Origin of the sequence: Natrialba magadii ATCC 43099, from assembly GCF_000025625.1 — an archaeon.
Taxonomy (GTDB): domain Archaea; phylum Halobacteriota; class Halobacteria; order Halobacteriales; family Natrialbaceae; genus Natrialba; species Natrialba magadii.
The window spans coordinates 1,084,623-1,103,714 of the sequence record NC_013922.1 but is presented as its reverse complement, the minus strand read 5'-3'; the positions used below and the strand labels follow the sequence as shown (position 1 = coordinate 1,103,714).

Below are 19,092 nucleotides of genomic sequence, written 5' to 3'. Positions count from 1 at the left end.
ATGCGTTCTTGAACGATGTTCGCATAGCGGACGATACGCGATGGTCGTGATTCGAACGACGGCCGGCCTGATCACGAAGCCGACTCGAGTTCCTGCACTTTCTGATCGATCCGGTCGAAATGGGCTCCCAGAAGCTGGTGGGCGGCCTCTCCGTCGCCAATTAGTGCTGTTTCCGCATAGCGGTGGTTCTCGAGCCGTTCGCCGAGCGACCCGAACAGGAGCGACTCGCGGTCGGCGAGTACGAGACGGCCGACAGTCTCTCCCTGGACGGAGAGGGACAGCCACTCGTCGGTCGGTTCCCAGAGAGAGATTGTTGGAGCGTTCGCTCGGACGAGTTCACGGACGACCGGATCGGTCGTGCCGAGGTAGACGTCGACTCCACGTCGGGCCGCGTCCATAGCGCGCGCAAAGCAACCGGACTCGAGTAGCCGCGGCGACGTGAAGACCGAGAATAGTTCCTCGTCGGCTCGCTCGAGGAGCGACTGGCTGTAGGCGACGATCGCCTCGCGTCCATCGATCGATCGGACGCCGTCGTCCGGCGAGGGCTCTGTCAGGTGCATCCGGAGGTCGGGGTTGAGAACAGAGTGCAACCAGGAGACACACAGAGCCGGATGGCCGCTGTAGGAAACCGTCCGCGCATCGGTATCGAAGTCGATCAGGTCTGCTGCCGCAAGCGTCGGGAGGTGCGTGTGTTCGAGGCTGGCGAGGAGCTGGTCGGTGACCAGTCCGGACTCGGGTGCTGTCGTGTCGGTGGTGGCCTGCTCTCTCGTCGCGACATCTCGGGCAAGCGTTTCGAGGTGAATTTCCTGAAAGGAGTGATTGAGACAGGCGAGGATACTACGCCGGCGGGAGTCTGCGAGCGCATCGAACACCGCATCGAGCGAGTCGGCACGTGCCCTGTCCGCTGACCGAATCGTGTTGACGATCGCTGAATCCCGATACGCAGAGTGATCTGCGAGCGTCACAGTCTGAGTGGCAGTGTCGCGGTCGATCAATCCGGCGTCGGCGAGTTTTGGCAGGTGAACGTGATGGAGCGAGACGCGCAGTTGCTGTATGGCCGTTTCCGAGACGTTTTCACGCGGTGTGTCCGTCGTTCTGGAGACGACCCGCGTTGCGCACGCGGACAGTGAGAGTGAATCGGAGGCGTGCTCGTACAGCACGCCGAGGAGGTGACGACGAGGCTCGCGGGCGAGAGAGGCAAAGAGCGCGGATAACGAGTCGCCCTCGTCCCCGGTTGGTCCGGTTCCGTAGTCCATCAACCAATGGTCTGTCCGCAATAGCCAAAAATCCTTGACTGTGTCTGGGAGCGACAGACGAAAGCGTCGACTCACAGCAGCGCCAACACAGGAAAACGCCGGGACCCAGCCCACACGTGACCGTTGCCTGCCGAACACTCATTCCCATCGAGCGCGTGGAGTCTCACTCGTATGGGGTACACCGAGGACTTCGTCAACGCCGTTCGCCGCAGTTTCATTCCACAGATCCACTACCTGTTGCAGGGTAGTTTCGACGGCTACGCCATCAGCCACACCTCCGCCGACGAGTACGCGCTCACCGCCCACTGCTCGGAGGAGACGCTCGAGGAGATTCTCTCCTCGCTCGGCTTCTCGCGCAATCCCATCGCGGCGCTGAAGGTGCGTACCGACGGCAACACCTCCGAGGGGTCGTGGGTCTGGCGACCGTCGCCACTCTCGTCGTACCAGGTCCACATCGTCTTGCACGAACTCGAGAACGAGGCCGGCGTCGACGTCTACGCTCACTGGGAGTGTTCGTGGATTCGCCATCCGTACAAACACTACGCTACACACGGCTACGACGCCGAGAAGGGCGTTACCCTCGCCCGGCGCTGGCTCACGAACTACGCGGGCGAGGAACTCGAGGGACGGGGGATCGAGTTCGAAATCGACGACTCGCCAGCTCGCCAGGCGAGTGAGTATTTCTCGCTGTCGTACTACCAGATAGAAGAGCACCTCGCCGCAATACGGTCGACGCTGCCGTTCATGGACGGCGACGGCTCACTGACGATCGATCGAGACGACGAACGGGACGGTGTTTCGCCGCGGATCGTCGACCAGTAGTGGCCGGCGGTCTCCGTCAACCACAATTATAATAGTGAGAGAGCTAACACAGAGAGTCGATGCTCGAGTGGATCGGTGGCCCGGCAGGTCTCACGGATCTCGCGCTGCCACTGGTCGGACTCCTTCTCATGTTCGCGGGCAGGGCGTACACGACGCCACACAGGAGCTGGAAGTACTTCGCGTGGGGCTTTGGCTTCTGGTTCGTGTTTACGCTCGTTCTCAGGCTCGAAGAGGGGACGCTCGTCTCGATTCCGTCCGCCATCGGGCTGACGGTGGGCGGCTTGCTGTGGCTCTGTCTGCTAGGAAGTTTCGGGATGGCACTGGTAACGTTCTGGCGGGATCGGCCGTCTCGGTGGCGACATCTCCGTTGAGAGAGGAGTAACTGGCGTCTCCACGAGTGATTCGATTAATTATGGGGAGGGCCTTTCCGCGCTGACCGGACAAACCGTCAATTGTTGGCTCTGATGATGGATAGCCGTATGCTGAAGTAGAAAGCGCCAGTGCAACAGTATATAAGCCATGTATTTATGCCTGTATCAGAGAAGTAAAGTGTGGAGAAATACGCACAATCGGTCTGTTTAGGCATAGGTGCGCTGACAGCCGCTATCTTGGCGCTGCAGTCTCTGCCCGAAAACAGTGGTCCGTTCTTTGGGTTTGTATATGTGTCACTGGCCCTCTGGGGACTTTCGCTTATACACCCGGTACAGACGCTGGTGATGGATACGTTCGACACCGACCCACGTCTGTAGCGAAGCCGTAGACTCAGTTGTGTAGCGACAGCGACGCAAAAGATGGAAACGACACGACTGCCCGTCTAGACACCGTTCCGGATCCGTTCCTCGGCCGCCTCCAGCGCGTGCTCGCGGTCGAACTCCTCGATAATCGCCCGCAGTTCCGCCTCGCTCGCCGTCGCAAGCTCCTCTGCGTGTGCCGTCATGTTCGGCACCGCTCGAATGATGTTGTCGACGATCGGAATCTCGGCGACCTGCGGCGAGCGCGAGAGCGGATTCAGGTCGATCACGATTTCGGTCTTCTCCATCTCTTGGAGGGCCTCCGCTCGGTCGCCGTCTTCGAGGGGGACGACCACTACATCTGCCGCGTAGATGCCGTCAGCGTCGACTTTCGCCCGCTGGTGGTCAAGATTCGGGATGCGAGCGTCCGCAGTCAGTCCTTTCACGCCCTCGGCACCGTGCTCGCGCAGGTGCTCGGCGATCGCTTCGATTCGCTCCGGCGTCCGGTTGAAGAGATTCACCTCGAGATCAGCATCTACGGCGTCGGCCAGGTCGACCATCTCGCCGGGCACCAGTGCGGCGACGTTCCCGTTGATCGACAACACCGGCTGCTCGGCCAGCAGAAGGTGCGCTGCCGCCGCCCGCTCTGCCGCGTCGGCGCTCGGAATCGTCTCCTCGCCCAACAAGTAGTCGAACGCGCTCCCGCGTCCCTCGGCGTGCATCCCCTGCAAGTGCGTAATCCCTTTCTCGACACCGTTCTCGATCCGGTGGCGGGTAATCAGATCCTGATATCTGGGATGGTCCTCCGGTATCTCCTCCTCGTGTTGGACATCTGCCGAGACGGTGTCGTACTCGCTCACGACCGAAGACTCGAGTGCGTCGATAAAAAGGAGACCGATCTGCAAAAAACAGGGGCCGTACTCAGTTGTTCGGCACCGTGCTACAGTGCGATTACTCCGTGAACGTGATCCAGCCCTCTGGGGCTTCCGCTTTCACGTTGTTCATCGCCTCACGGGCGTCCGTCCGGGACTCGTAAACCTGCGTGCTCTGGGCCATCGTCGAGCCGTACTCGTCGACCAGCCGCCAGACCCAGCCATCCTCGTTCTCGTCCTCCGCGGTATGGAGTTCGAAGGAGACGCTGTCGATCTCGAGGATGCTCGCTGCGTCGATCAGTTCGCGGACGTTCTCGAGTGCCTCACGAGCGGCCTCGCTCGATTCGTGTGATTCGGAGCCGGTGGCGACCGTGTGGCCGTCCTCGTCGATGAGCCGCCACTGCCAGCGGTCGTCCTCGTCGGCGACGAGTTCGAACGAGGCAACGTCGAAGTCGACACGGCCGGCCATCGGTGCGAGCTGGCGGACAGTTTCGATCTCCTCGTGAAGTTCCTCGCGGCTCGCCACCGTGTCGACGGCGCTTGCGAGGACGGTGCGCTCGCGGTCGACGAGGTCCCATGTCCAGCCGTCGTCCGTGTCAGCGTCAGTGACGCGGATCGCGGCGTCCTCGATCGTGAAGATCGGGGCATCGTCGGCGTGTGCTTTGAGATCTTCGACGATCTCGAGTGCGGCGTCGCGTTCCGCGTAGGTGTCAGTCGCGTCGGCAATCTCCTTGCGATCGCGGTCGAGGAGTCGGAAGCTCCAATCACCGCTGCGGTAGAGCTGGATCGTGACGTTGCCGATCGTGTAGTCCTGTGCGGATTCGGCTGCGTCGCGAACGGCAGGGATGGCATCGACGAGTTCGTCGCGTGTCGCGTAGGTGTCACCGGCAACGGCGACCGTTTCCCCGGTTGGCAGGACGAACCGCCAGTGCCAGTCGTCCGCTGCGTACGGCTGGAAGATCGCATCTTCCATGGTCCGCACGTCAGAGTCGAGGTACTCGAGGAGTCGGTTCATCGCCTTGCGCGCGGCACCGCGGGTTGGGTGCGTCGACGGATCTTCGGCGACGAGCTGACCGGCTTCGTCGATAAGTCGCCAGCCCCATTCGTTGTCCTCGTTGACGAAGAGCTCGAAGGCTGCCGTTTCGATTTCGAGCAGTTCGGCGTCCGGCGCCTGCTCTTTGAGCGTCATCATCGCTTCTGCGGCCTCGCCGCGGGAGGTGTGTTCTGCACCGCTGTCTGCGAGGACGTTGCCGTCCTCGTCGATGAGCCGCCAGCGCCACTCGCCGTCATCGGCTTCGTAGACCTGGAAGGCAGCCTCCTCGAACTCGATGAGTTCGGCTTCGCTCGCTTGCTCGCGAACGCGCTGGATCGCTTCGGTCGCCGTCTCGGCGTCGTAGTGGGGTTCGGTGCTTCCGGCGATCACGTCGCGGTCTTCGGTGACGAGACGCCAGTGCCAGGAGCGGCCGTCGTCTGCGCCGTCCTCCCCCTCGGCCGTCGCCGTGCCGCCGTCGGTCGACACCATCTGCTGCTCGTCGGACGTTGCAGGCAGTGCGTCGCCCTCCTCGTAGGTTAGTTCCTGGCTGTCGGTCGGATAGACCTCGTACTCCGCGTCCTCGATTTCGACGACGTCGGCGTCGCGGGCGTGTGCTCCGAAGGTGTCGGTCTCGTGAGTCGCGTCGGCCTCGGTTTCGGCGTCGCTTGGACTTTGGGCGACAACGTGTTCGGACTCGCCGACCAGCCGCCAGCGCCACTGGTCGCCGGTCTGGTAGCGTTCGTAGGTTGGTTCGCCAGCCACCGTCACCGACGCACTGCCGAGTTCCGAAAGCAGTGCATCCGCAGCTTCCTCTGCGTCGCGCCGGGCGTCGTACGCGTCGGTTGCGGCGGCAAGCGGTGAATCCTGTTCGTCGACGAAGCGCCAGGACCAGCCGTTCGCGCCGCTGTCGTCCGTTCGGTCGTAGAGTTCGGCACCAACGTGTTCGAGGTCGAGTACGCGTGCCTGGTCGAACCGCTCGGCGAACGTGCGTGCGGCCGTCTCGGCGTTCTCCTGGGTGCCGTGGCCGTTCGCACCCGAAGCCAGCGGCAACCGCTCGTCGTCCACCAGTTGCCAGTGCCACTGGTCGCGTTCTTCGGCGTACGTGAACGCCGCGCCGTCGATTTCGATCACGTCTGCCGTTGGTCCACGATCTTTGAGGAAGCTCACGGACTCCTCAGCCCCATCGCGCTCGCTAAACTCGCCAGCACAGGTGCCGACGACGCTGCCGTCGTCTCGGGCGAGCGTCCACTGCCAGCTCCCATCTCTGTCCTCGTAGAGCCGGAACGCGGACGTGGTGAGCTCCATCAGTCCAGCTGAACTGATCTGGGACTGGACGCGTTCAATTCCCTCGGTGGCCTTCGGTCGAGTCACGGCGCTCTCGTTGCTCGTCGCCAGCGCTTCGAGATGGAGAACGTTCCACTTCCAGTCGCCGTTGTCGTCACGGAAGACAGCGAACTGTGCACCCTCCAGTGCATCTCCGGTGAGAATCGGCGGATCTTCCGTTTCTCCTTCCTCCTCGACGAACATCCCTTTCCGGCCGGTCAGAACGGGAACGAGCGCAGTAACACCCGCGATGATCCCAATCCCGACCGTGTAGACGAGGATGACGTGAACGCTGTAGTCCGTGCCGAGTTCTCGCCAATTGTACGGATACGCCCACGCGAAGAACGCAACGCCACCAAACGAAATCAGCAGTCCCAACACACTCGCCTGAATTCCTCGTCTTCGAACTGGAAGCATGAGAACGATCCCGAACAGGCAGAGTGCAAGCCCTGTCGCCGCGGTCACACCCGAGGCCCTGATTAGCCCGTACGTATCTGCATCCCCCGCATAGCCGGCAACGAACGTGAATACGGCCGCCGCAGCAACGACGTAGCCGACGATGAACAGCCAGTAGCCGTAGACATCCTTCGTCGAGTCGGGTTCGCCGACGTAGCGTTCGTACAGCCGGTACAGTTTGTGGTGAACGTCACTTGGTGAAGACATTCGAAATGTGAGCGGAGAACTGCAACCCATCATAATAAACCTCCGGCCACCTGGCAGAACAGACATATGTATGAATGATTTGGTGAGGCCGACAACGGTTTCAACTTTGATTTTTAGAGCCGGCGTGCTGTTCGGACGCCAGTACCGGTCAAACAGCCATCTACGAAACGAATGGGCTGCTTGAAGTAATACCAGCCCACCTTGTTGACGAACGTGTCTGTCTTATGACTATCTTGGGAAGTAAAAGTAAGTCAGCAAACTAATCTGACAGTCGAGTGGTGTCCCAGCACACGTGATAGGAACGAACCGGCGAGACGATTCCAGTGTTGCGTGTACTAATGACGACCGCTATCGCAACAGCGCACCTGCGGGATGGGTTGCACAGACCGACGGATCGTAGCCAGCATCAGACAGTCCGGTTCCGAGCGCGAAGACGGTCTCCCCAAGCATCGCCATCGAGGCCTGACCGTTGACGTCGGTCACGTCGCCGATCGTCTTCGCAACCTGGTCAGTCAACAGCCCTGCTTCGCGCGTGAACAGGCGCGAGGCGTACATGAACGACAGCAGGGTCGGCTCCTCGACGACACGCGAGAGCGCCTCTTTCCCTGCAGCCGTCAACTGGTCTGTATCGCCCGCGAGCACGTCAGCCGTCGACAATTCGCCGAACGAAACGTACTCGACTCGCGCCCGCGCAGGAATCGCATCGAGTTTGTTCTCCTGTGGCCCACCCGGTTCGAGTCGAATCGGGACGCCACCACAGGCCTGTGCAACGACATCTCCGAGTCCAGTCCCAGCCTGTACTTCCGCGCCGTGAGCAATTGTGACGAGTTCGTTTCGAGAGAGCCTGCAGCCGAAGACGGCGTTCGCCGCGAGTGCGGTTCCGAGCGCCATCGCACCCGAAATACCGAACCCAGCCCCGAGCGGTAGGTCCGACTCCGCCTCGACGCGAGCGACCACGTCGAGCGCTTCGAGGACGATGTCGACCGGTTCGATTTCGATCATTTCCCCGTCGAGAATGACGATCGACTCCGAGGCCTCCTCGGCTACCGGTTCGACTGTCACCGTCACGCCGTCGGTCAGCGTCAGCCCTGCCCCCCGCGATCCGGCTATCGTCGGATCGTCGGCCGGATGAGCGCTGAAAAAGCCCGTTATGTGCCCTGGTACGAACGCCGTCGCCTCCTCGCGCATTGGCGACCCTTGCGACTCGGGCAGTATAACGTTGCGGATTTGGGCGACTACGACCGCTGCTGCTGGCGTTTTGTCGTTCTCATCACACTTCCCGTTCGCGACCGGAAGGAGTATTCGAGACGGTCGCGCCGCTGGGCGCTGCGGCCGACGGTTCGGAGGGCTGTGGTGATGGTGGCGACGACGATGACGACGATGACGATGATGACGGTGGTTGGTGGTGACGACGGCGTCGGCCGCACTCCTCGCTACCGAGTCGGACTGCATCGAAAAATGGAGCTGCGGCCCTCCTGTGGTGAGGGCCGTTATACTGGTTACGGGCTCAGCCGCTGGCGGTCACGCGAGACTCGTTTCACTCGCCTCGCTTGCTCCCAGAGACCTCGTGCTACGGACTCAGTCGCTGGCGATCTCGCAAGACGTTACTCGTTGACGCTCGCAACGACTTGCTAGCTCTCAACGTCTTCGTCTACGGACTCAGACGTTGACGATCACGCGGGAAGAGCACAGCCTCCCGGATGTTGTCCAGTCCGAGAATCGTCATGATCAGGCGCTCGCCACCCAGCCCGAAGCCGGCGTGGGGCGGCATGCCGTACTTGAACATCTTCGTGTAGTACTCGAACTGGTCGGGGTCGAGACCCTGCTGCTCGAAGCCTTCGATCAGGTGCTCGTGGCGGTGCTCACGCTGGCCACCCGAAACGAGCTCCATCCGTGGGTGCATCAGGTCGAAGCCGGTCGAGAGCTGCTCGTCGTCGTCGTGGTCCTTGATGTAGAACGGCTTGATCTCGCTCGGCCAATCCGTAATGAAGTAGTGGCCGCCGACGTCGTCGCCGAGTGCCTTCTCGCCCTCGGTCGGCAGGTCGTCGCCCCAGACGAGCTGCTCGTCGAGTTCGCCCGTCGCGTTGATGCGCTCGATTGCCTCCTCGTAGCTGAGCCGTGGGAAGTCACCTTCCGGAACCTCGAACTCCTCTTCGAGGCCGAGCGCCTCGAGTTCCTCGCTGCAGTTCTCGGTAACTGCCTCGTAGGCTGCCTTCACGATGCCCTCGGCGACGTCCATGGCGTCGTTCTGGTCGCAGAAGGCGCCCTCGAAGTCGATCGAGGTTGCCTCGTTCAGGTGGCGTGGCGTGTTGTGCTCCTCGGCGCGGAAGATCGGTCCGATCTCGAAGACGCGCTCGACGTTGGAGCCCGCGATGAGCTGCTTGAACAGCTGTGGGGACTGGTTCATGAACGCCTCCTCGCCGAAGTACGTGATTGGGAACAGCTCGGTACCGCCCTCGGTACCCGTCGCGACGATTTTCGGCGTGTTGATCTCGGTACAGTAGAACTCGCGGAACTGCTCGCGGACCGCGCGCAGGATCTCGGCGCGAATCTCGAAGACCGCCTGGACCTCGTCTTTGCGCAGGTCGAGCGTGCGGTTGTCGAGGCGGGTCGAGAGGTCGGCGTCGACCTTGCCCGATGGGTCGAGTGGCAGTTCGGGGTCCGCGGCAGAGATGACGTCGACCGATTCGGGGGTGACCTCGACGCCCGTCGGGGCGCGAGGCTCTTCCTCGACGGTGCCGGTGACGCTCACCACGCTCTCGCGGGAGACGCCAAGGCCGGTGTCGACGAGCTCGTCGTCCATCTCGTCTTTCTCGAACTTGACCTGAATCTTTCCAGTTGCGTCTCGGAGAATCAGGAAGGCGATGCCGCCGAGGTCACGGATCTCGTGCACCCAGCCGGCGACGGTCGCGTCGTCGCCCGGCTCGGCGTCGGCAGTGTAGGTTCTGTCCTGCATACCACCCGATTCCCGTCGCCGCAACTTAAGCGCAATCGTTCTGGGTCGGCAGGTGTGTCTCGAGTGTGGCTGTGCGATTGGCAACTCGAAACCCGAGGTACCCGCACAGTCCGACCTATTTTTGCCGCCGACCGACTGTGATCGGGTATGACCGACCTCGAACACCTGGCGTCCAGCATCGACGACGCGGAGACGGCAGTCGCGTTCACCGGTGCCGGAATCTCCGCGCCCTCCGGCGTCCCCACCTTCCGCGGCGACGACGGCGTCTGGGATGCGTTCGACGAAGGGCAGTTCACCTACGGCCGATTCCAGCGCGATCCCGCGGGCTTCTGGGCGGATCGCGTTGACCTCTACCGAACGATGTTCGACGAGGAGTACGAGCCCAACGCGGCACACGGCGTGCTCGCCGAGTTTGCTCGCGACGATGTGCTGGAGTCCGTTCTCACGCAGAACACGGACGGGCTTCACGCGAAGGCGGCGACTCGGGCGAGCAGCGGCGGCGAGACTGGCGAAGCCGAAAGAGAAACCGATGCCGACGAGTTCGCAACCCACGAGTCGATCCTCGAACTGCACGGCAACGCGAGGCGCGTTCGCTGTACTGACTGTGGTACTCGAGTGGGCAGCGATCCGATCGTCGAGCGAGCCGAGGACGGCGAACTCCCACCCCGCTGCGAGTGCGGTGGGATCTACAAACCGGACGTGGTGCTGTTCGGTGAGCAACTCCCGAAGACAGTCCTCCAGCGCGCCAGGTCGCTCGCACGCGAGAGCGATGTCTTTCTCGCAATTGGCTCCTCGCTGGTCGTCGAGCCTGCGGCTTCACTCCCCCGAATCGCCGCGTCGAACGGGGCGACAGTGGGAATCGTCAATCTCGAGTCGACGCCGGTCGACAGCGTGGCGGACGTCTGTCTGCGCGACGATGTGACGACGGTGTTGCCGCGGTTGCAGGAACTGGTTGACTCGTCAGTATCGACGTAACTCGCGAGTGAAACGGACCTGGCAGATGAACCGGGTCTCGCAGGTGAAACAGACAGCGTACGGCTACGAAGAACAGTCCAATTTCAGGCGTCGGTGGCCGCCTCGACCGTCTCCCGAACCGCGTCGACGCCCTCGTCGTGTGCGAGATCGCCAACCACGATGACGTCGGCGTACTGGGCCATCGAGTACGCCGAGTCATAGTCGTGGATGCCGCCGCCGTAGAACAGCGTCGCGTCGTCGACTGCGCCGCTTGCGGCTTCGACAATGTCCTCGTCGCCGAGCATGCCCGAGTACTCGACGTAGACGATCTCCTGGCCGAACATGCGTTCTGCGACCTCGGCGTAGGCCGCCACGTCGTCGGCGTCCAGATCACAGTCGGCTTCGGTGTACGTCGCGACGTCCGCGTCGGGGTTCATCACGATGTAGGCCTCCGTCGCGGTTCGGTCCCAGTCCAGACCGTTGTCGATGCGGACCCACTCCTTGTGTGCACCGGTGATCCAGAACGGCGAGCCAGCGTTGAAGACGGTCGGGATAAGGTAGCCCTCCAGTGCCCGGTTATCGATGACGACGTCAGGGCTCGATGGTTCTTGGTAGAGCGGCACGTCGTGTTCGGCACAGGCCTCGACGACGGCTTCCATCTTCTCCTCGGTGATTCCCATCGTGCCGCCGACTTCGATTGCGTCGGTGCCGGTCGCACAGAGGTCCCCGTAGGTGACCCCGTCAGGTAACTCCTTGTCGGGATCTATCTTGAGAATATGGTCCCACTCATCCCAGGGCGTCTCGGCAGTCATACCGCCTCGTTTCCCGAGAGGTGAGAAAAACGCTACGAAACGAACCACCGCTGATAGCAACGACAACACCGATTTGTCGCCTCTCGTGGCCGCCAACCGCCAGCCACCAGCCGGCGCTCCTACCACCACTCCGTGAACTCCTGCCCTCACTCCGCGAACCAAACCATCTCCTGTGTCGCCGTCTCGAGTGACTCCAACTCGAAGCCACCGAACACGTTCCACGAGGTAAACGGCGAGAGGCGAAAGAGCAACTCGAACTCGGCTTTCGAAACGAGCGACAGTTCGTGGCTGCTGTCGACGACCAGTGACTCGTCTGCGTCGAGAACCTCCGTTTGGACGCGAACGCGCTGTTCGACGGCGTCGACGACGGTGGATCTGGTCCGGTGGGTGTAGCGCTCGCCGTCGATTTCGAGCTTCCGTGCTCGCCACTCACCGTAGTGTTCGGCGACGATTTCCGGATCGGGAACGAACGCGTTGAGCGCCAGTCGGCCGTCGGGGCCGAGCGCACTGTGGAAGGACTCGAGTGCCGCCAGCCTGTCATCGACCGTCTGCAGGTAGAGAAACGTCCGGAAGGGGACGATAACGAGCGCGTACTCGCGGCCGGGTTCGGGATCGAACGTGCGCATGTCTGCCTGTCGAACATCGACCGCCAGGTCGTCCTGTGTGGCTTTGTCGCGGAGTGCGTCCAGCGAGTCCGCAGAGATGTCGATACCCGTGACATCGACACCAGCCCGACGGAGTTCGAGATAGATCCGGCCGGTGCCACAGCCGACCTCGAGGACGGGGCCGTCGCACTCGAGTGCGAGATCACGGTAGAACTCGATGTCGGCCTGCTGTTGGTGTACTGCGTCGTAAAAGGGTGCGATGCTATCGAACGAGTCGGCAGCGGTCATACCGGATCAACACACACCGTTGACAAGTACGTGTTTGTGGTGTGCTATCATTCAACAGTAGAATCCAGCACGGCTCTCGTCATCTCTCGACACCCCTCATTTCGACACCTTTTGGTTCGACGCCGCTTTTTTCGACACCGCTCAACTGTAGGTCGAAAACGGAGACGAACAGCGAAACAGCCCTATATTCCCTGACTCATCAGGTGACTTCGCAACACGTCCGCGTCCTTGTTCCCCGTCCCCGTATTCAGGATGACGACCGTCTCGTCGCCGTCGAACTCGCCGCGCTCTGCGAGCGCCCACGCGCCGCTGGCTGCGGCCGCGCAGGTCGGAGCCATCTCGATCCCCTCGTGCTGGGCTACCTGGATCGCCGCGTCGAGAATCTCGGTGTCATCCGTCGCCACCGCACCGCCCTCGCTCTCGCGCAGCGCCTCGAGTACCCACGGGCTCGCGCCGGGGTCCGGGATCTCGATCCCGCCGCAGATCGTGTCCGGTGTCTCGACCGGGTCGTGGACATCCTTCCCCTCGTCGAAGGCGTCGACGATTGGCGCACAGCCCGCCGATTGGGCCGCGTAGAAGCCCGGCAGTTCGTCGGTGAGTCCGAGGTCGACGTACTCCTGGGCCGCCTTGTACATCCCGACCAAGCCAACGCCGCCGCCGGTCGGATAACAGATCGCGTCCGGAACTTCCCACTCGAGTTGCTCGACGAGTTCGTAGAACATCGTCTTCTTGCCCTCGTGGCGGTAGGGCGTGACGAACGTCTGGAGCGGATACCACTCGTCGTGCTCCGCGAGCCCTTCCTCGAAGGCCGCGCCGGCGTCGCCGATCCGACCGCCGACGACGTTCATGTCGCCGCCGTGGACGTTGACCATCGCCTTGTTGGTAAAGCCAGAGCGCGCGGGGAGGTAGACGTTCGATTCGAGGCCGGCGCGACCGGCGTAGGCGGCGGCGGACTGCCCGGCGTTGCCAGCGGAGGCGAGGGCGACCTCGCTTGCGCCGTGGCGCACTGCGGCCGTGACGGCGAGCGTCTGTCCGCGGTCCTTGAAGGTGCCCGTCGGGTTCCGGCCTTCGTCCTTGATCAGGACGCGCCCGACGCCCATCTCCTCGGCCAGTTTGGGACAGTCGACGAGCGGGGTCGCGCCCTCGTCCATCGTGACGGCCGAGTCGCGAGTGAACGGCAGCAGCTCCTCGTAGCGCCACATGGAGTCGAACGATCGCGATTCGAGCGTCTCGCGGTCGAGTTCCGCGCCGATCGCGTCGTAGTCGTAGGTGGGATCGAGAATGCCGTCACAGTCGGGACAACGATGCGTCACCTCGTCGGCATTGAACGTTTCGCCACAGTCGTAGCACTCGAGTCCGGTGAAGGTGCTGGTGGTTTCGACCGAGGGTTTGGTCTGTGGTTCCGTTTCGGCAACTGACTCCGCATCCAACTCTGGGTCTGATTCTGATTCCGATTCCGATTCTGACTCTGCGCTCGGGTCCGGGTCCGGGTCCGCCTCGTTAGTCATACGCGGCCGTTCGCTGTGTAGGCCTATAGTAGACACTAAACCGGAACGAGTCACCAGTCAGTAGCCGAGAGGTGAAACTCAGTGCGCAGTGCTCACGATTGAATCAGAAACCGAAAACCGGCACCCGCAATCGTCGAACAGGAAACAGATGTCGACAGGATCGTCTGCGGGTCGGTCAGTTGTCGCCGGCTTTCGACTGCCACTCGTACTCACGGCGCTTGGCGGACTTGCCAAAGCCGCAGGACGAGCAGACCTTCTTCTTCGTGTGGTAGGACTTCTCTCCGCAGCGACGACACTTGGTGTGGGTCGTCTTGTTCTTCTTTCCTTGGCTCGGGGTTCCTGCACCAGTCATGGAGTGATCGAAACGACGTTATCGCCGCGTATAATGGTTGTGTCTTCGACCGGCTCCGCTGCTTGCGATTCCGTCTCAGCCTCGTCGTCGCTGTCAGCGCCGTCGGCGCCGTCCGCGGCAACCTCGAGAACGAGATTCATGTGCTGGTCGTAGCCAGCGAGTTCGCCGGCGAACTCGTCGCCACTTTTGAGTCGTACCGTCACGCGTTCGCCGAGCGACGCCTCGAGGACGTCTAGCGGTCGTCCACTCATACGAAAGACCGCAGTTGACGGACACTTAATCGTACCGGTCCAGTGCCCGTATGCGTGCGGTCCGCTCACTCCCCGTGAATCGGGCTGTTCGGTGTACGCAGAGGACTCCCTTTCGCCGCCGTGAGACAACTCACGTTCCACGTTCGCACTCAGATCCGTGCAAACCGAATCGATAAGTGGTCGCTCGTTGACTCCCCTCCCATGGGTGACGTCAAGTTCACAGTCATCGAGTTGTACGTCGACGGCGAACAGGTCGGACCGCGCTCCATCGGCTCCCTCCTCCCCTTCGGCACCGTCACAGGCGAAGAACAGGCCGAGCTTTCCGAGGCCGCAGCGGAAGGAGAAAAAGGCGTACTCGAGTCCGAGTCCGAGTCCGAGTTCGACGCCGAGGCCGAGATGGACACCGACGATGACGACTCCGGCTCGAGTCTCATCGGCGCGCTTATCGCACTCGCGCTGCTCGTCGCTGCGGGCGTCGCCGTGAAGAAGTATCGCGGCGGTGACGAGGAGCCACCGGAGTACGAATCCGAAACTGAACCCGACGTCGTCGTCGACTGAGCCGTCATATACTTCGGTGGGATCTGCCAGGGGCCAACCGGTCCATCCCACCGCAGCCGAACGCTTTTGCGCCTCCCGGTCGTACTGACCTGCGTGAACCTCTATCGTAGCGCCCGGACCGTCGCCGGCGCATCCGGGACCGGTGACGACGCGATCGACTGGCAGTCCGCGGCCGACGCTGCGAAGGCGGCGACCGAGCCCGGCTCACTCGCACTCGAGTCCGGCGAGCGCGAGGGCTATGCACGCGACGTTCGTGATGCTCGCGCGGCTGTTCGATCGGTCGCCGACATGGAGTTCGACGTGCCAGAGACGGTCGAAATCCAGAACCGCCATCACTGGATCGACGCCAACGTCGCCACCTTCGAGCGCGTGATGGGCACGCTCGAGACCCATACCGAGACGTTCCCGGGAATCGCCCGGACAATCAACACGGGCACCATGACCGTTCTCCTCGCGTTTCTCGGACGGAACGTGTTGGGACAGTACGATCCACTCTTACTCGCCGAGCGTCCGGCGGACGACCACGCACTGTACTTCGTCCGGCCGAATATCCGCAACGCGGCGGAGACACTCGAGGTCGACCCAGACCGATTCCGCCGCTGGATCGCGTTCCACGAGGTGACCCACGCCGCCGAGTTCGGTGCCGCGCCGTGGCTCTCGGACCACCTCGAGGATCGAATGGAGTCGGGCATCGCCGCGCTCTCAGACGGCTCGTTCGACCGGGATGCGTTCCGCGATCTGGATGCGGCGATGACGGTCGTCGAGGGCTATGCCGAACTTCTGATGGACCACGCCTTCGACGACGAGTACGAGGATCTGCGCCGGAAACTCGATGCGCGTCGGCAGGGTCGTGGTCCGCTGCAGAAGCTCTTCCGACAACTGCTCGGTCTGGGTCTCAAGCAGCGCCAGTACGAGCGCGGTAAGGAGTTCTTCGAGCACGTCATCGCCACCCGCGACCTCGAGACGGCGAGTCTGGTCTGGGAACAGCCCGAGAACCTGCCGACGCACGACGAACTGGACTCGCCGGGGCTGTGGATTCGGCGGGTTGAGCGCTGAGCGTTTCTTCTGGCTTTGCTGTCAGCACAGTGGACATTGTTGTCACTGGTGGCACTACCTTCACCATCCTCGCTGTCGTCACTGGTTTACATCCGTCACATCCGGCAGATTCGTCGTCTCCAATCTGCGCTAGCTCACGATCCACTGCAGATACCAGAGCAACGCACCGCCAGCGACCAGAAAGCCGAGCGTCGAGAGGGCGACCATCTGGAGTGACGCACCACCTTGCAGCGCCATCGTCCCACCCGAGAGCCCGACCAGTAACACGAAACCGAGTCCGAGTCGCCGGAGCTGTTGCTTGTTTCCGTGCGCTGCCTGTCGCCGTGGGTCGCGTCGCCCGCTCATACCTCGTCGTCAGTACTCACGTGCATCGACCCAAATACCCATTCACTTTCGTCCGGCGCGTGCTCCGTTTCACTCCCACCATCTCCGTCCACCCCTCCGCTCCCTTCTTCACTTCTGTCCACTCCTCCGCTCCCTTCTTCACTTCTGTCCACCTCTCCCTCGCCCTCACGCTCCGCGTCCGCCACCGGAAGCCGAATCAACGTTCCACTCCATCGAGTTCGAAACCCCCGGCGCGCTCCGCTACTCGAGTCCGTCCACGCCATCGTCACCTCGTCTCCGAACATCGCACATCCCCGGTCTCCGTGTTCGGTGACCGTGAGATTCGAACTCTCGACGGTCCAGCCCTCGGTCGTCTCAGTCTGTTCCTGCAGCGCATTCGCGACCGCCTCGTAGCCGAATAGCCGCTCACTGATGCCGAATTTAACTGTCGACTCGTCTTTCAGGAAAAAGGACTCAAGTGGGTCGCCGTTCCGCAGGGCGTTGTAGTACGCACGAACGGTCGTCTTGGGGTCGTCGGTCGGTGCTGGTGTCGTCGACATAGCTCGTAGCCATTCTCACTCTCGGCCCGCTGGCTGCAAAGGTGCGCTGGACGCGATTGCAGGGATGGGTGTCAGGAGAAGGTCGGAGAGGGACGGAACGGGGAGGGTGGGAAGAAGCGGGAAGAAGCCGGAAGGGATGCCGCCCAGCTCACATAAAGCCCCGATCGACCTCGTCCGTCTCGATCAACTCATCGAGTTCGGCGTGCAACAGCTCGTCGGCCTCTTCGAACCGATCCGCAAGATCCTCAAGCGCTTCGGGGCGGTCGTACTGGTCGTACTCCATCGGTCCGAACGCGGGGCTCTCGAGTGCTTCCATCACGTCGTCGAACAGATCTTGCGGCCGGGTCGGTGCGTCCGAGTGCGTCTCGAGAACCGTCTTGAGACGCTTCGAGACCGTCTCGGCCTGTTCTTCGTCCGCTGGCGGGGACTGGACGGCGAAGCGGCCGCCCGACTCCTGCTGGGGCATGAACGAGCCAATCTCGTCGTCGAGCTTGCGGGCGACCTGTGTGCCGACGCCGCGGACCTCGTAGGGGTTCTTCGCGTACGTCTTGAGGAAGAAGACGCCGGCACGAGGGTGTGCGAGGTACATATCCTCGCCGACGCCGCCGGCCCGGTCGCCGGCGACTGCGCGCCAGTCGTCGGGGTCGACAGCTCGGTCGGTGACGTCCTCGAGTATGTCCTGCCACTCGCGAATCCGCATACTATCGTGTGTTGTTGGGACGGCGGGAGAAAGAACGTATCGGTCCCGGCGAACGTCAGGCAGTGAAAATCAAAAGGGATACAGCGCTCCCCAAGACAGGACACGTAACGAACGGTTTCGTATGGCAGGAACTCACACTACGTCTCTCCTCGAACTGTTTCGCGCGACACCAGTGACGAGTTCATTACTCTCCCTCGCGCCGCTTGCACTTGCGGTCGGACAGCTCGGGAACAGCTACATAAACGGTGTTTCACCGATCGTTTCGATCGTTTTCGCGATCGGTATGATCGGCTTTTCAGTCGTCGCAATGGGCCACCACGCCGCCGAGTATCGCCTGCGACAACTCGAGTCGGGTGCGCGATTCGGGGGGGCACTCGAGACCGAGCAGGAACCGGACTCGAAATCGGCGCAGTAATAATCCACACAGGCGCGAGAAGCGGGAGGAACGAGCGAACAGTGACGTGACCGGGGCCACGTCAGAGACGAACATAAACAGCGTGGTCGTCCCGAGCAGCGCAGTGTCAGGACCCCGTTCCCTCACCAGTCACGAGCTGCGCTTCACGCGCTTCGTAGGCGTTGTATCCGGATAACGCGGCGATGAGCAGGCCGGTGGCGAGCGTGCTCCAGAAGAGCCCGCCGAGCATCTCGAACAGTGCCGCGGAGATGATGAGCCAGATGCCAAGCACTGCAGCAAGCGTCGCAACGCCGACACTCAGCGGCACGTCGGTCGCGAGCCGGTAGTAGTTGTACGCGCCGGCGACGAAGATGACTGCGCCGACGAGGACGTTGTTCCAGAACGCAGCTTCTGTTGCGTCGTAGATGAGCAGTGAGGCCGCCACCCAGAGGCCGAGCACGGCGACGACGGCGCTAATAAGCGAGATGTTTCGGCGTCGCTCCTCGCTGACGATTTGCGTGCTCTGATCCCGCGGGTCGCGGTCGTCTGGGTTGTCGCCAACGCCGGTTCCGGAGTCGACCTCGGAGACTGGATCGGCGTCGGCTTCGACGTCTGCACTCGAGTCGATGTTGGTGTTGGTTCTCGAGTCCGTGTTTGTGTTCGTGTCCGCGTCCGCGTCCGCGTCCGCATCCCTGTCCATCTCTGTTTCTGTGCCTGTGCTCGTGTCCGGATCTGGATCTGAGTCTGAGTCTGGGCCTGGGTCTGGATCTGAATCCGAGTTCGCCGTTATCGCTGCCTCCGCCGCCGACTCCTGCTCGGACTGGTGGCGTTCGCTCTCGTTCTCGTTCTCGTTCTCGCTCTGGTTCTTGTGCTCACGCTCATGGTCCGATGCGTGGGCGTCGCCTGGACCGGAATCTGCAGGAGGACGGTCTCGATCCGACGGCTGGTCCGCGTTCGACTCGGACCGGTCGGTGTCGGACGGATCTTGGTCGGGGTCACTCATCGTCACTGTTGACTCGGTCGACGGGCAAAAGCGGTCACGACCGTTTCGATTGTGCGGGTTCAACCCGTCGC

Annotated in this window: 21 protein-coding genes; 6 read left to right on the top strand and 15 right to left on the bottom strand. The window is 62.4% G+C overall.

The genetic code is table 11. From position 1 onward, the window contains the following. Positions 1 to 71: 71 nt before the first annotated feature. Complete coding sequence (locus NMAG_RS05160) at positions 72 to 1,256, bottom strand: DUF7344 domain-containing protein (RefSeq protein WP_004216933.1); 1,185 nt, start codon at positions 1,254 to 1,256, stop codon at positions 72 to 74. Between the two features lie 171 nt (positions 1,257 to 1,427). On the opposite strand from NMAG_RS05160, the gene NMAG_RS05155 reads away from it, so the two are divergent. Together NMAG_RS05155 and NMAG_RS05150 are read left to right on the top strand one after the other, a co-directional pair. After that, entirely contained in the window at positions 1,428 to 2,078 is a 651-nt protein-coding gene (locus tag NMAG_RS05155; protein WP_004216931.1) for a hypothetical protein, read from the top strand. Positions 2,079 to 2,137: 59 nt separating this feature from the next. Next, positions 2,138 to 2,449, top strand: a complete 312-nt coding sequence (locus NMAG_RS05150; RefSeq protein WP_004216930.1) for a hypothetical protein — start codon at positions 2,138 to 2,140, stop codon at positions 2,447 to 2,449. 443 nt (positions 2,450 to 2,892) lie between these two features. Here NMAG_RS05150 and NMAG_RS05145 read toward each other — a convergent pair whose 3' ends face one another. The 5 genes from NMAG_RS05145 to aspS form a co-directional block, all read right to left on the bottom strand. Continuing rightward, entirely contained in the window at positions 2,893 to 3,669 is a 777-nt protein-coding gene (locus tag NMAG_RS05145) for a 4-phosphopantoate--beta-alanine ligase (protein ID WP_049916413.1), read from the bottom strand. A gap of 91 nt (positions 3,670 to 3,760) precedes the next feature. Further along, complete coding sequence (locus NMAG_RS05140) at positions 3,761 to 6,700, bottom strand: YegP family protein (protein ID WP_004216928.1); 2,940 nt, start codon at positions 6,698 to 6,700, stop codon at positions 3,761 to 3,763. 348 nt (positions 6,701 to 7,048) lie between these two features. After that, positions 7,049 to 7,888, bottom strand: a complete 840-nt coding sequence (locus NMAG_RS05135; RefSeq protein ID WP_004216927.1) for a pantoate kinase — start codon at positions 7,886 to 7,888, stop codon at positions 7,049 to 7,051. 47 nt (positions 7,889 to 7,935) lie between these two features. Continuing rightward, the gene (locus tag NMAG_RS05130; RefSeq protein WP_004216926.1) at positions 7,936 to 8,127 is read right to left on the bottom strand and encodes a hypothetical protein; all 192 of its coding nucleotides are present in this window, start codon (positions 8,125 to 8,127) and stop codon (positions 7,936 to 7,938) included. Between the two features lie 224 nt (positions 8,128 to 8,351). Beyond that, on the bottom strand, positions 8,352 to 9,656 hold the full coding sequence (gene aspS / locus NMAG_RS05125) for an aspartate--tRNA(Asn) ligase (RefSeq protein ID WP_004216925.1): 1,305 nt from the start codon (positions 9,654 to 9,656) through the stop codon (positions 8,352 to 8,354). Positions 9,657 to 9,803: 147 nt separating this feature from the next. Here aspS and NMAG_RS05120 point away from each other — a divergent pair, with 147 nt between their 5' ends. Beyond that, a complete protein-coding gene (locus tag NMAG_RS05120) occupies positions 9,804 to 10,631 on the top strand; it encodes an SIR2 family NAD-dependent protein deacylase (RefSeq protein WP_004216924.1) in 828 nt (275 codons plus the stop codon). Positions 10,632 to 10,714: 83 nt separating this feature from the next. Here NMAG_RS05120 and NMAG_RS05115 read toward each other — a convergent pair whose 3' ends face one another. From NMAG_RS05115 to NMAG_RS05095, 5 genes are all read right to left on the bottom strand, one after another. Then, positions 10,715 to 11,422, bottom strand: a complete 708-nt coding sequence (locus NMAG_RS05115) for a phosphoglycerol geranylgeranyltransferase (RefSeq protein WP_004216923.1) — start codon at positions 11,420 to 11,422, stop codon at positions 10,715 to 10,717. Positions 11,423 to 11,568: 146 nt separating this feature from the next. Further along, positions 11,569 to 12,315, bottom strand: coding sequence for a class I SAM-dependent methyltransferase (locus NMAG_RS05110; RefSeq protein WP_004216922.1), 747 nt, complete (start codon positions 12,313 to 12,315; stop codon positions 11,569 to 11,571). Positions 12,316 to 12,497: 182 nt separating this feature from the next. Next, positions 12,498 to 13,823, bottom strand: coding sequence for a threonine synthase (locus tag NMAG_RS05105; protein ID WP_004216920.1), 1,326 nt, complete (start codon positions 13,821 to 13,823; stop codon positions 12,498 to 12,500). A gap of 175 nt (positions 13,824 to 13,998) precedes the next feature. Further along, positions 13,999 to 14,175: a 50S ribosomal protein L37e gene (locus NMAG_RS05100; RefSeq protein ID WP_004216919.1), complete on the bottom strand. Its 177-nt coding sequence runs from the start codon at positions 14,173 to 14,175 to the stop codon at positions 13,999 to 14,001. Further along, positions 14,172 to 14,426: an LSM domain-containing protein gene (locus NMAG_RS05095; protein ID WP_004216918.1), complete on the bottom strand. Its 255-nt coding sequence runs from the start codon at positions 14,424 to 14,426 to the stop codon at positions 14,172 to 14,174. Before NMAG_RS05095 ends, NMAG_RS05100 begins: the two co-directional genes overlap by 4 nt. A 201-nt stretch (positions 14,427 to 14,627) precedes the next feature. Here NMAG_RS05095 and NMAG_RS05090 point away from each other — a divergent pair, with 201 nt between their 5' ends. Both NMAG_RS05090 and NMAG_RS05085 read left to right on the top strand, forming a co-directional pair. Beyond that, positions 14,628 to 14,984, top strand: a complete 357-nt coding sequence (locus tag NMAG_RS05090) for a hypothetical protein (protein ID WP_004216917.1) — start codon at positions 14,628 to 14,630, stop codon at positions 14,982 to 14,984. A 93-nt stretch (positions 14,985 to 15,077) separates the two neighbouring features. Continuing rightward, positions 15,078 to 16,040 (top strand): zinc-dependent metalloprotease, encoded by a 963-nt coding sequence (locus NMAG_RS05085; protein WP_004216916.1) that lies wholly within the window; start codon positions 15,078 to 15,080, stop codon positions 16,038 to 16,040. Between the two features lie 129 nt (positions 16,041 to 16,169). On the opposite strand, the gene NMAG_RS05080 is transcribed toward NMAG_RS05085, so the two are convergent. The 3 genes from NMAG_RS05080 to NMAG_RS05070 form a co-directional block, all read right to left on the bottom strand. Continuing rightward, a complete protein-coding gene (locus tag NMAG_RS05080) occupies positions 16,170 to 16,385 on the bottom strand; it encodes a hypothetical protein (RefSeq protein WP_004216914.1) in 216 nt (71 codons plus the stop codon). Beyond that, positions 16,382 to 16,924, bottom strand: coding sequence for a nuclear transport factor 2 family protein (locus NMAG_RS05075; RefSeq protein ID WP_004216913.1), 543 nt, complete (start codon positions 16,922 to 16,924; stop codon positions 16,382 to 16,384). Before NMAG_RS05075 ends, NMAG_RS05080 begins: the two co-directional genes overlap by 4 nt. 148 nt (positions 16,925 to 17,072) lie before the next feature. Next, positions 17,073 to 17,624 carry a hypothetical protein gene (locus NMAG_RS05070; RefSeq protein WP_004216912.1) on the bottom strand — a complete coding sequence of 184 codons (552 nt, stop codon included), beginning with the start codon at positions 17,622 to 17,624 and terminating at the stop codon, positions 17,073 to 17,075. A 121-nt stretch (positions 17,625 to 17,745) separates the two neighbouring features. On the opposite strand from NMAG_RS05070, the gene NMAG_RS05065 reads away from it, so the two are divergent. Then, complete coding sequence (locus NMAG_RS05065) at positions 17,746 to 18,039, top strand: hypothetical protein (protein ID WP_004216911.1); 294 nt, start codon at positions 17,746 to 17,748, stop codon at positions 18,037 to 18,039. A 106-nt stretch (positions 18,040 to 18,145) separates the two neighbouring features. On the opposite strand, the gene NMAG_RS22425 is transcribed toward NMAG_RS05065, so the two are convergent. Next, positions 18,146 to 18,718 carry an SPW repeat domain-containing protein gene (locus tag NMAG_RS22425; protein WP_394295571.1) on the bottom strand — a complete coding sequence of 191 codons (573 nt, stop codon included), beginning with the start codon at positions 18,716 to 18,718 and terminating at the stop codon, positions 18,146 to 18,148. Between the last annotated feature and the right edge of the window lie 374 nt (positions 18,719 to 19,092).

Excerpts from the sequence above, each read along its gene's own strand:
- NMAG_RS05160 (WP_004216933.1), bottom strand. The coding sequence starts at position 1,256 with ATGGACTACGGAACCGGACCAACCGGGGACGAGGGCGACTCGTTATCC.
- NMAG_RS05120 (WP_004216924.1), top strand. The coding sequence starts at position 9,804 with ATGACCGACCTCGAACACCTGGCGTCCAGCATCGACGACGCGGAGACG.
- aspS (WP_004216925.1), bottom strand. The coding sequence starts at position 9,656 with ATGCAGGACAGAACCTACACTGCCGACGCCGAGCCGGGCGACGACGCG.
- NMAG_RS05105 (WP_004216920.1), bottom strand. The coding sequence starts at position 13,823 with ATGACTAACGAGGCGGACCCGGACCCGGACCCGAGCGCAGAGTCAGAA.
- NMAG_RS05095 (WP_004216918.1), bottom strand. The coding sequence starts at position 14,426 with ATGAGTGGACGACCGCTAGACGTCCTCGAGGCGTCGCTCGGCGAACGC.
- NMAG_RS05100 (WP_004216919.1), bottom strand. The coding sequence starts at position 14,175 with ATGACTGGTGCAGGAACCCCGAGCCAAGGAAAGAAGAACAAGACGACC.
- NMAG_RS05075 (WP_004216913.1), bottom strand. The coding sequence starts at position 16,924 with ATGTCGACGACACCAGCACCGACCGACGACCCCAAGACGACCGTTCGT.
- NMAG_RS22425 (WP_394295571.1), bottom strand. The coding sequence starts at position 18,718 with ATGGACAGGGATGCGGACGCGGACGCGGACGCGGACACGAACACAAAC.
- NMAG_RS05140 (WP_004216928.1), bottom strand. The coding sequence starts at position 6,700 with ATGTCTTCACCAAGTGACGTTCACCACAAACTGTACCGGCTGTACGAA.
- NMAG_RS05135 (WP_004216927.1), bottom strand. The coding sequence starts at position 7,888 with ATGCGCGAGGAGGCGACGGCGTTCGTACCAGGGCACATAACGGGCTTT.
- NMAG_RS05070 (WP_004216912.1), bottom strand. The coding sequence starts at position 17,624 with ATGCGGATTCGCGAGTGGCAGGACATACTCGAGGACGTCACCGACCGA.
- NMAG_RS05065 (WP_004216911.1), top strand. The coding sequence starts at position 17,746 with ATGGCAGGAACTCACACTACGTCTCTCCTCGAACTGTTTCGCGCGACA.
- NMAG_RS05155 (WP_004216931.1), top strand. The coding sequence starts at position 1,428 with ATGGGGTACACCGAGGACTTCGTCAACGCCGTTCGCCGCAGTTTCATT.
- NMAG_RS05115 (WP_004216923.1), bottom strand. The coding sequence starts at position 11,422 with ATGACTGCCGAGACGCCCTGGGATGAGTGGGACCATATTCTCAAGATA.
- NMAG_RS05150 (WP_004216930.1), top strand. The coding sequence starts at position 2,138 with ATGCTCGAGTGGATCGGTGGCCCGGCAGGTCTCACGGATCTCGCGCTG.
- NMAG_RS05090 (WP_004216917.1), top strand. The coding sequence starts at position 14,628 with ATGGGTGACGTCAAGTTCACAGTCATCGAGTTGTACGTCGACGGCGAA.
- NMAG_RS05110 (WP_004216922.1), bottom strand. The coding sequence starts at position 12,315 with ATGACCGCTGCCGACTCGTTCGATAGCATCGCACCCTTTTACGACGCA.
- NMAG_RS05080 (WP_004216914.1), bottom strand. The coding sequence starts at position 16,385 with ATGAGCGGGCGACGCGACCCACGGCGACAGGCAGCGCACGGAAACAAG.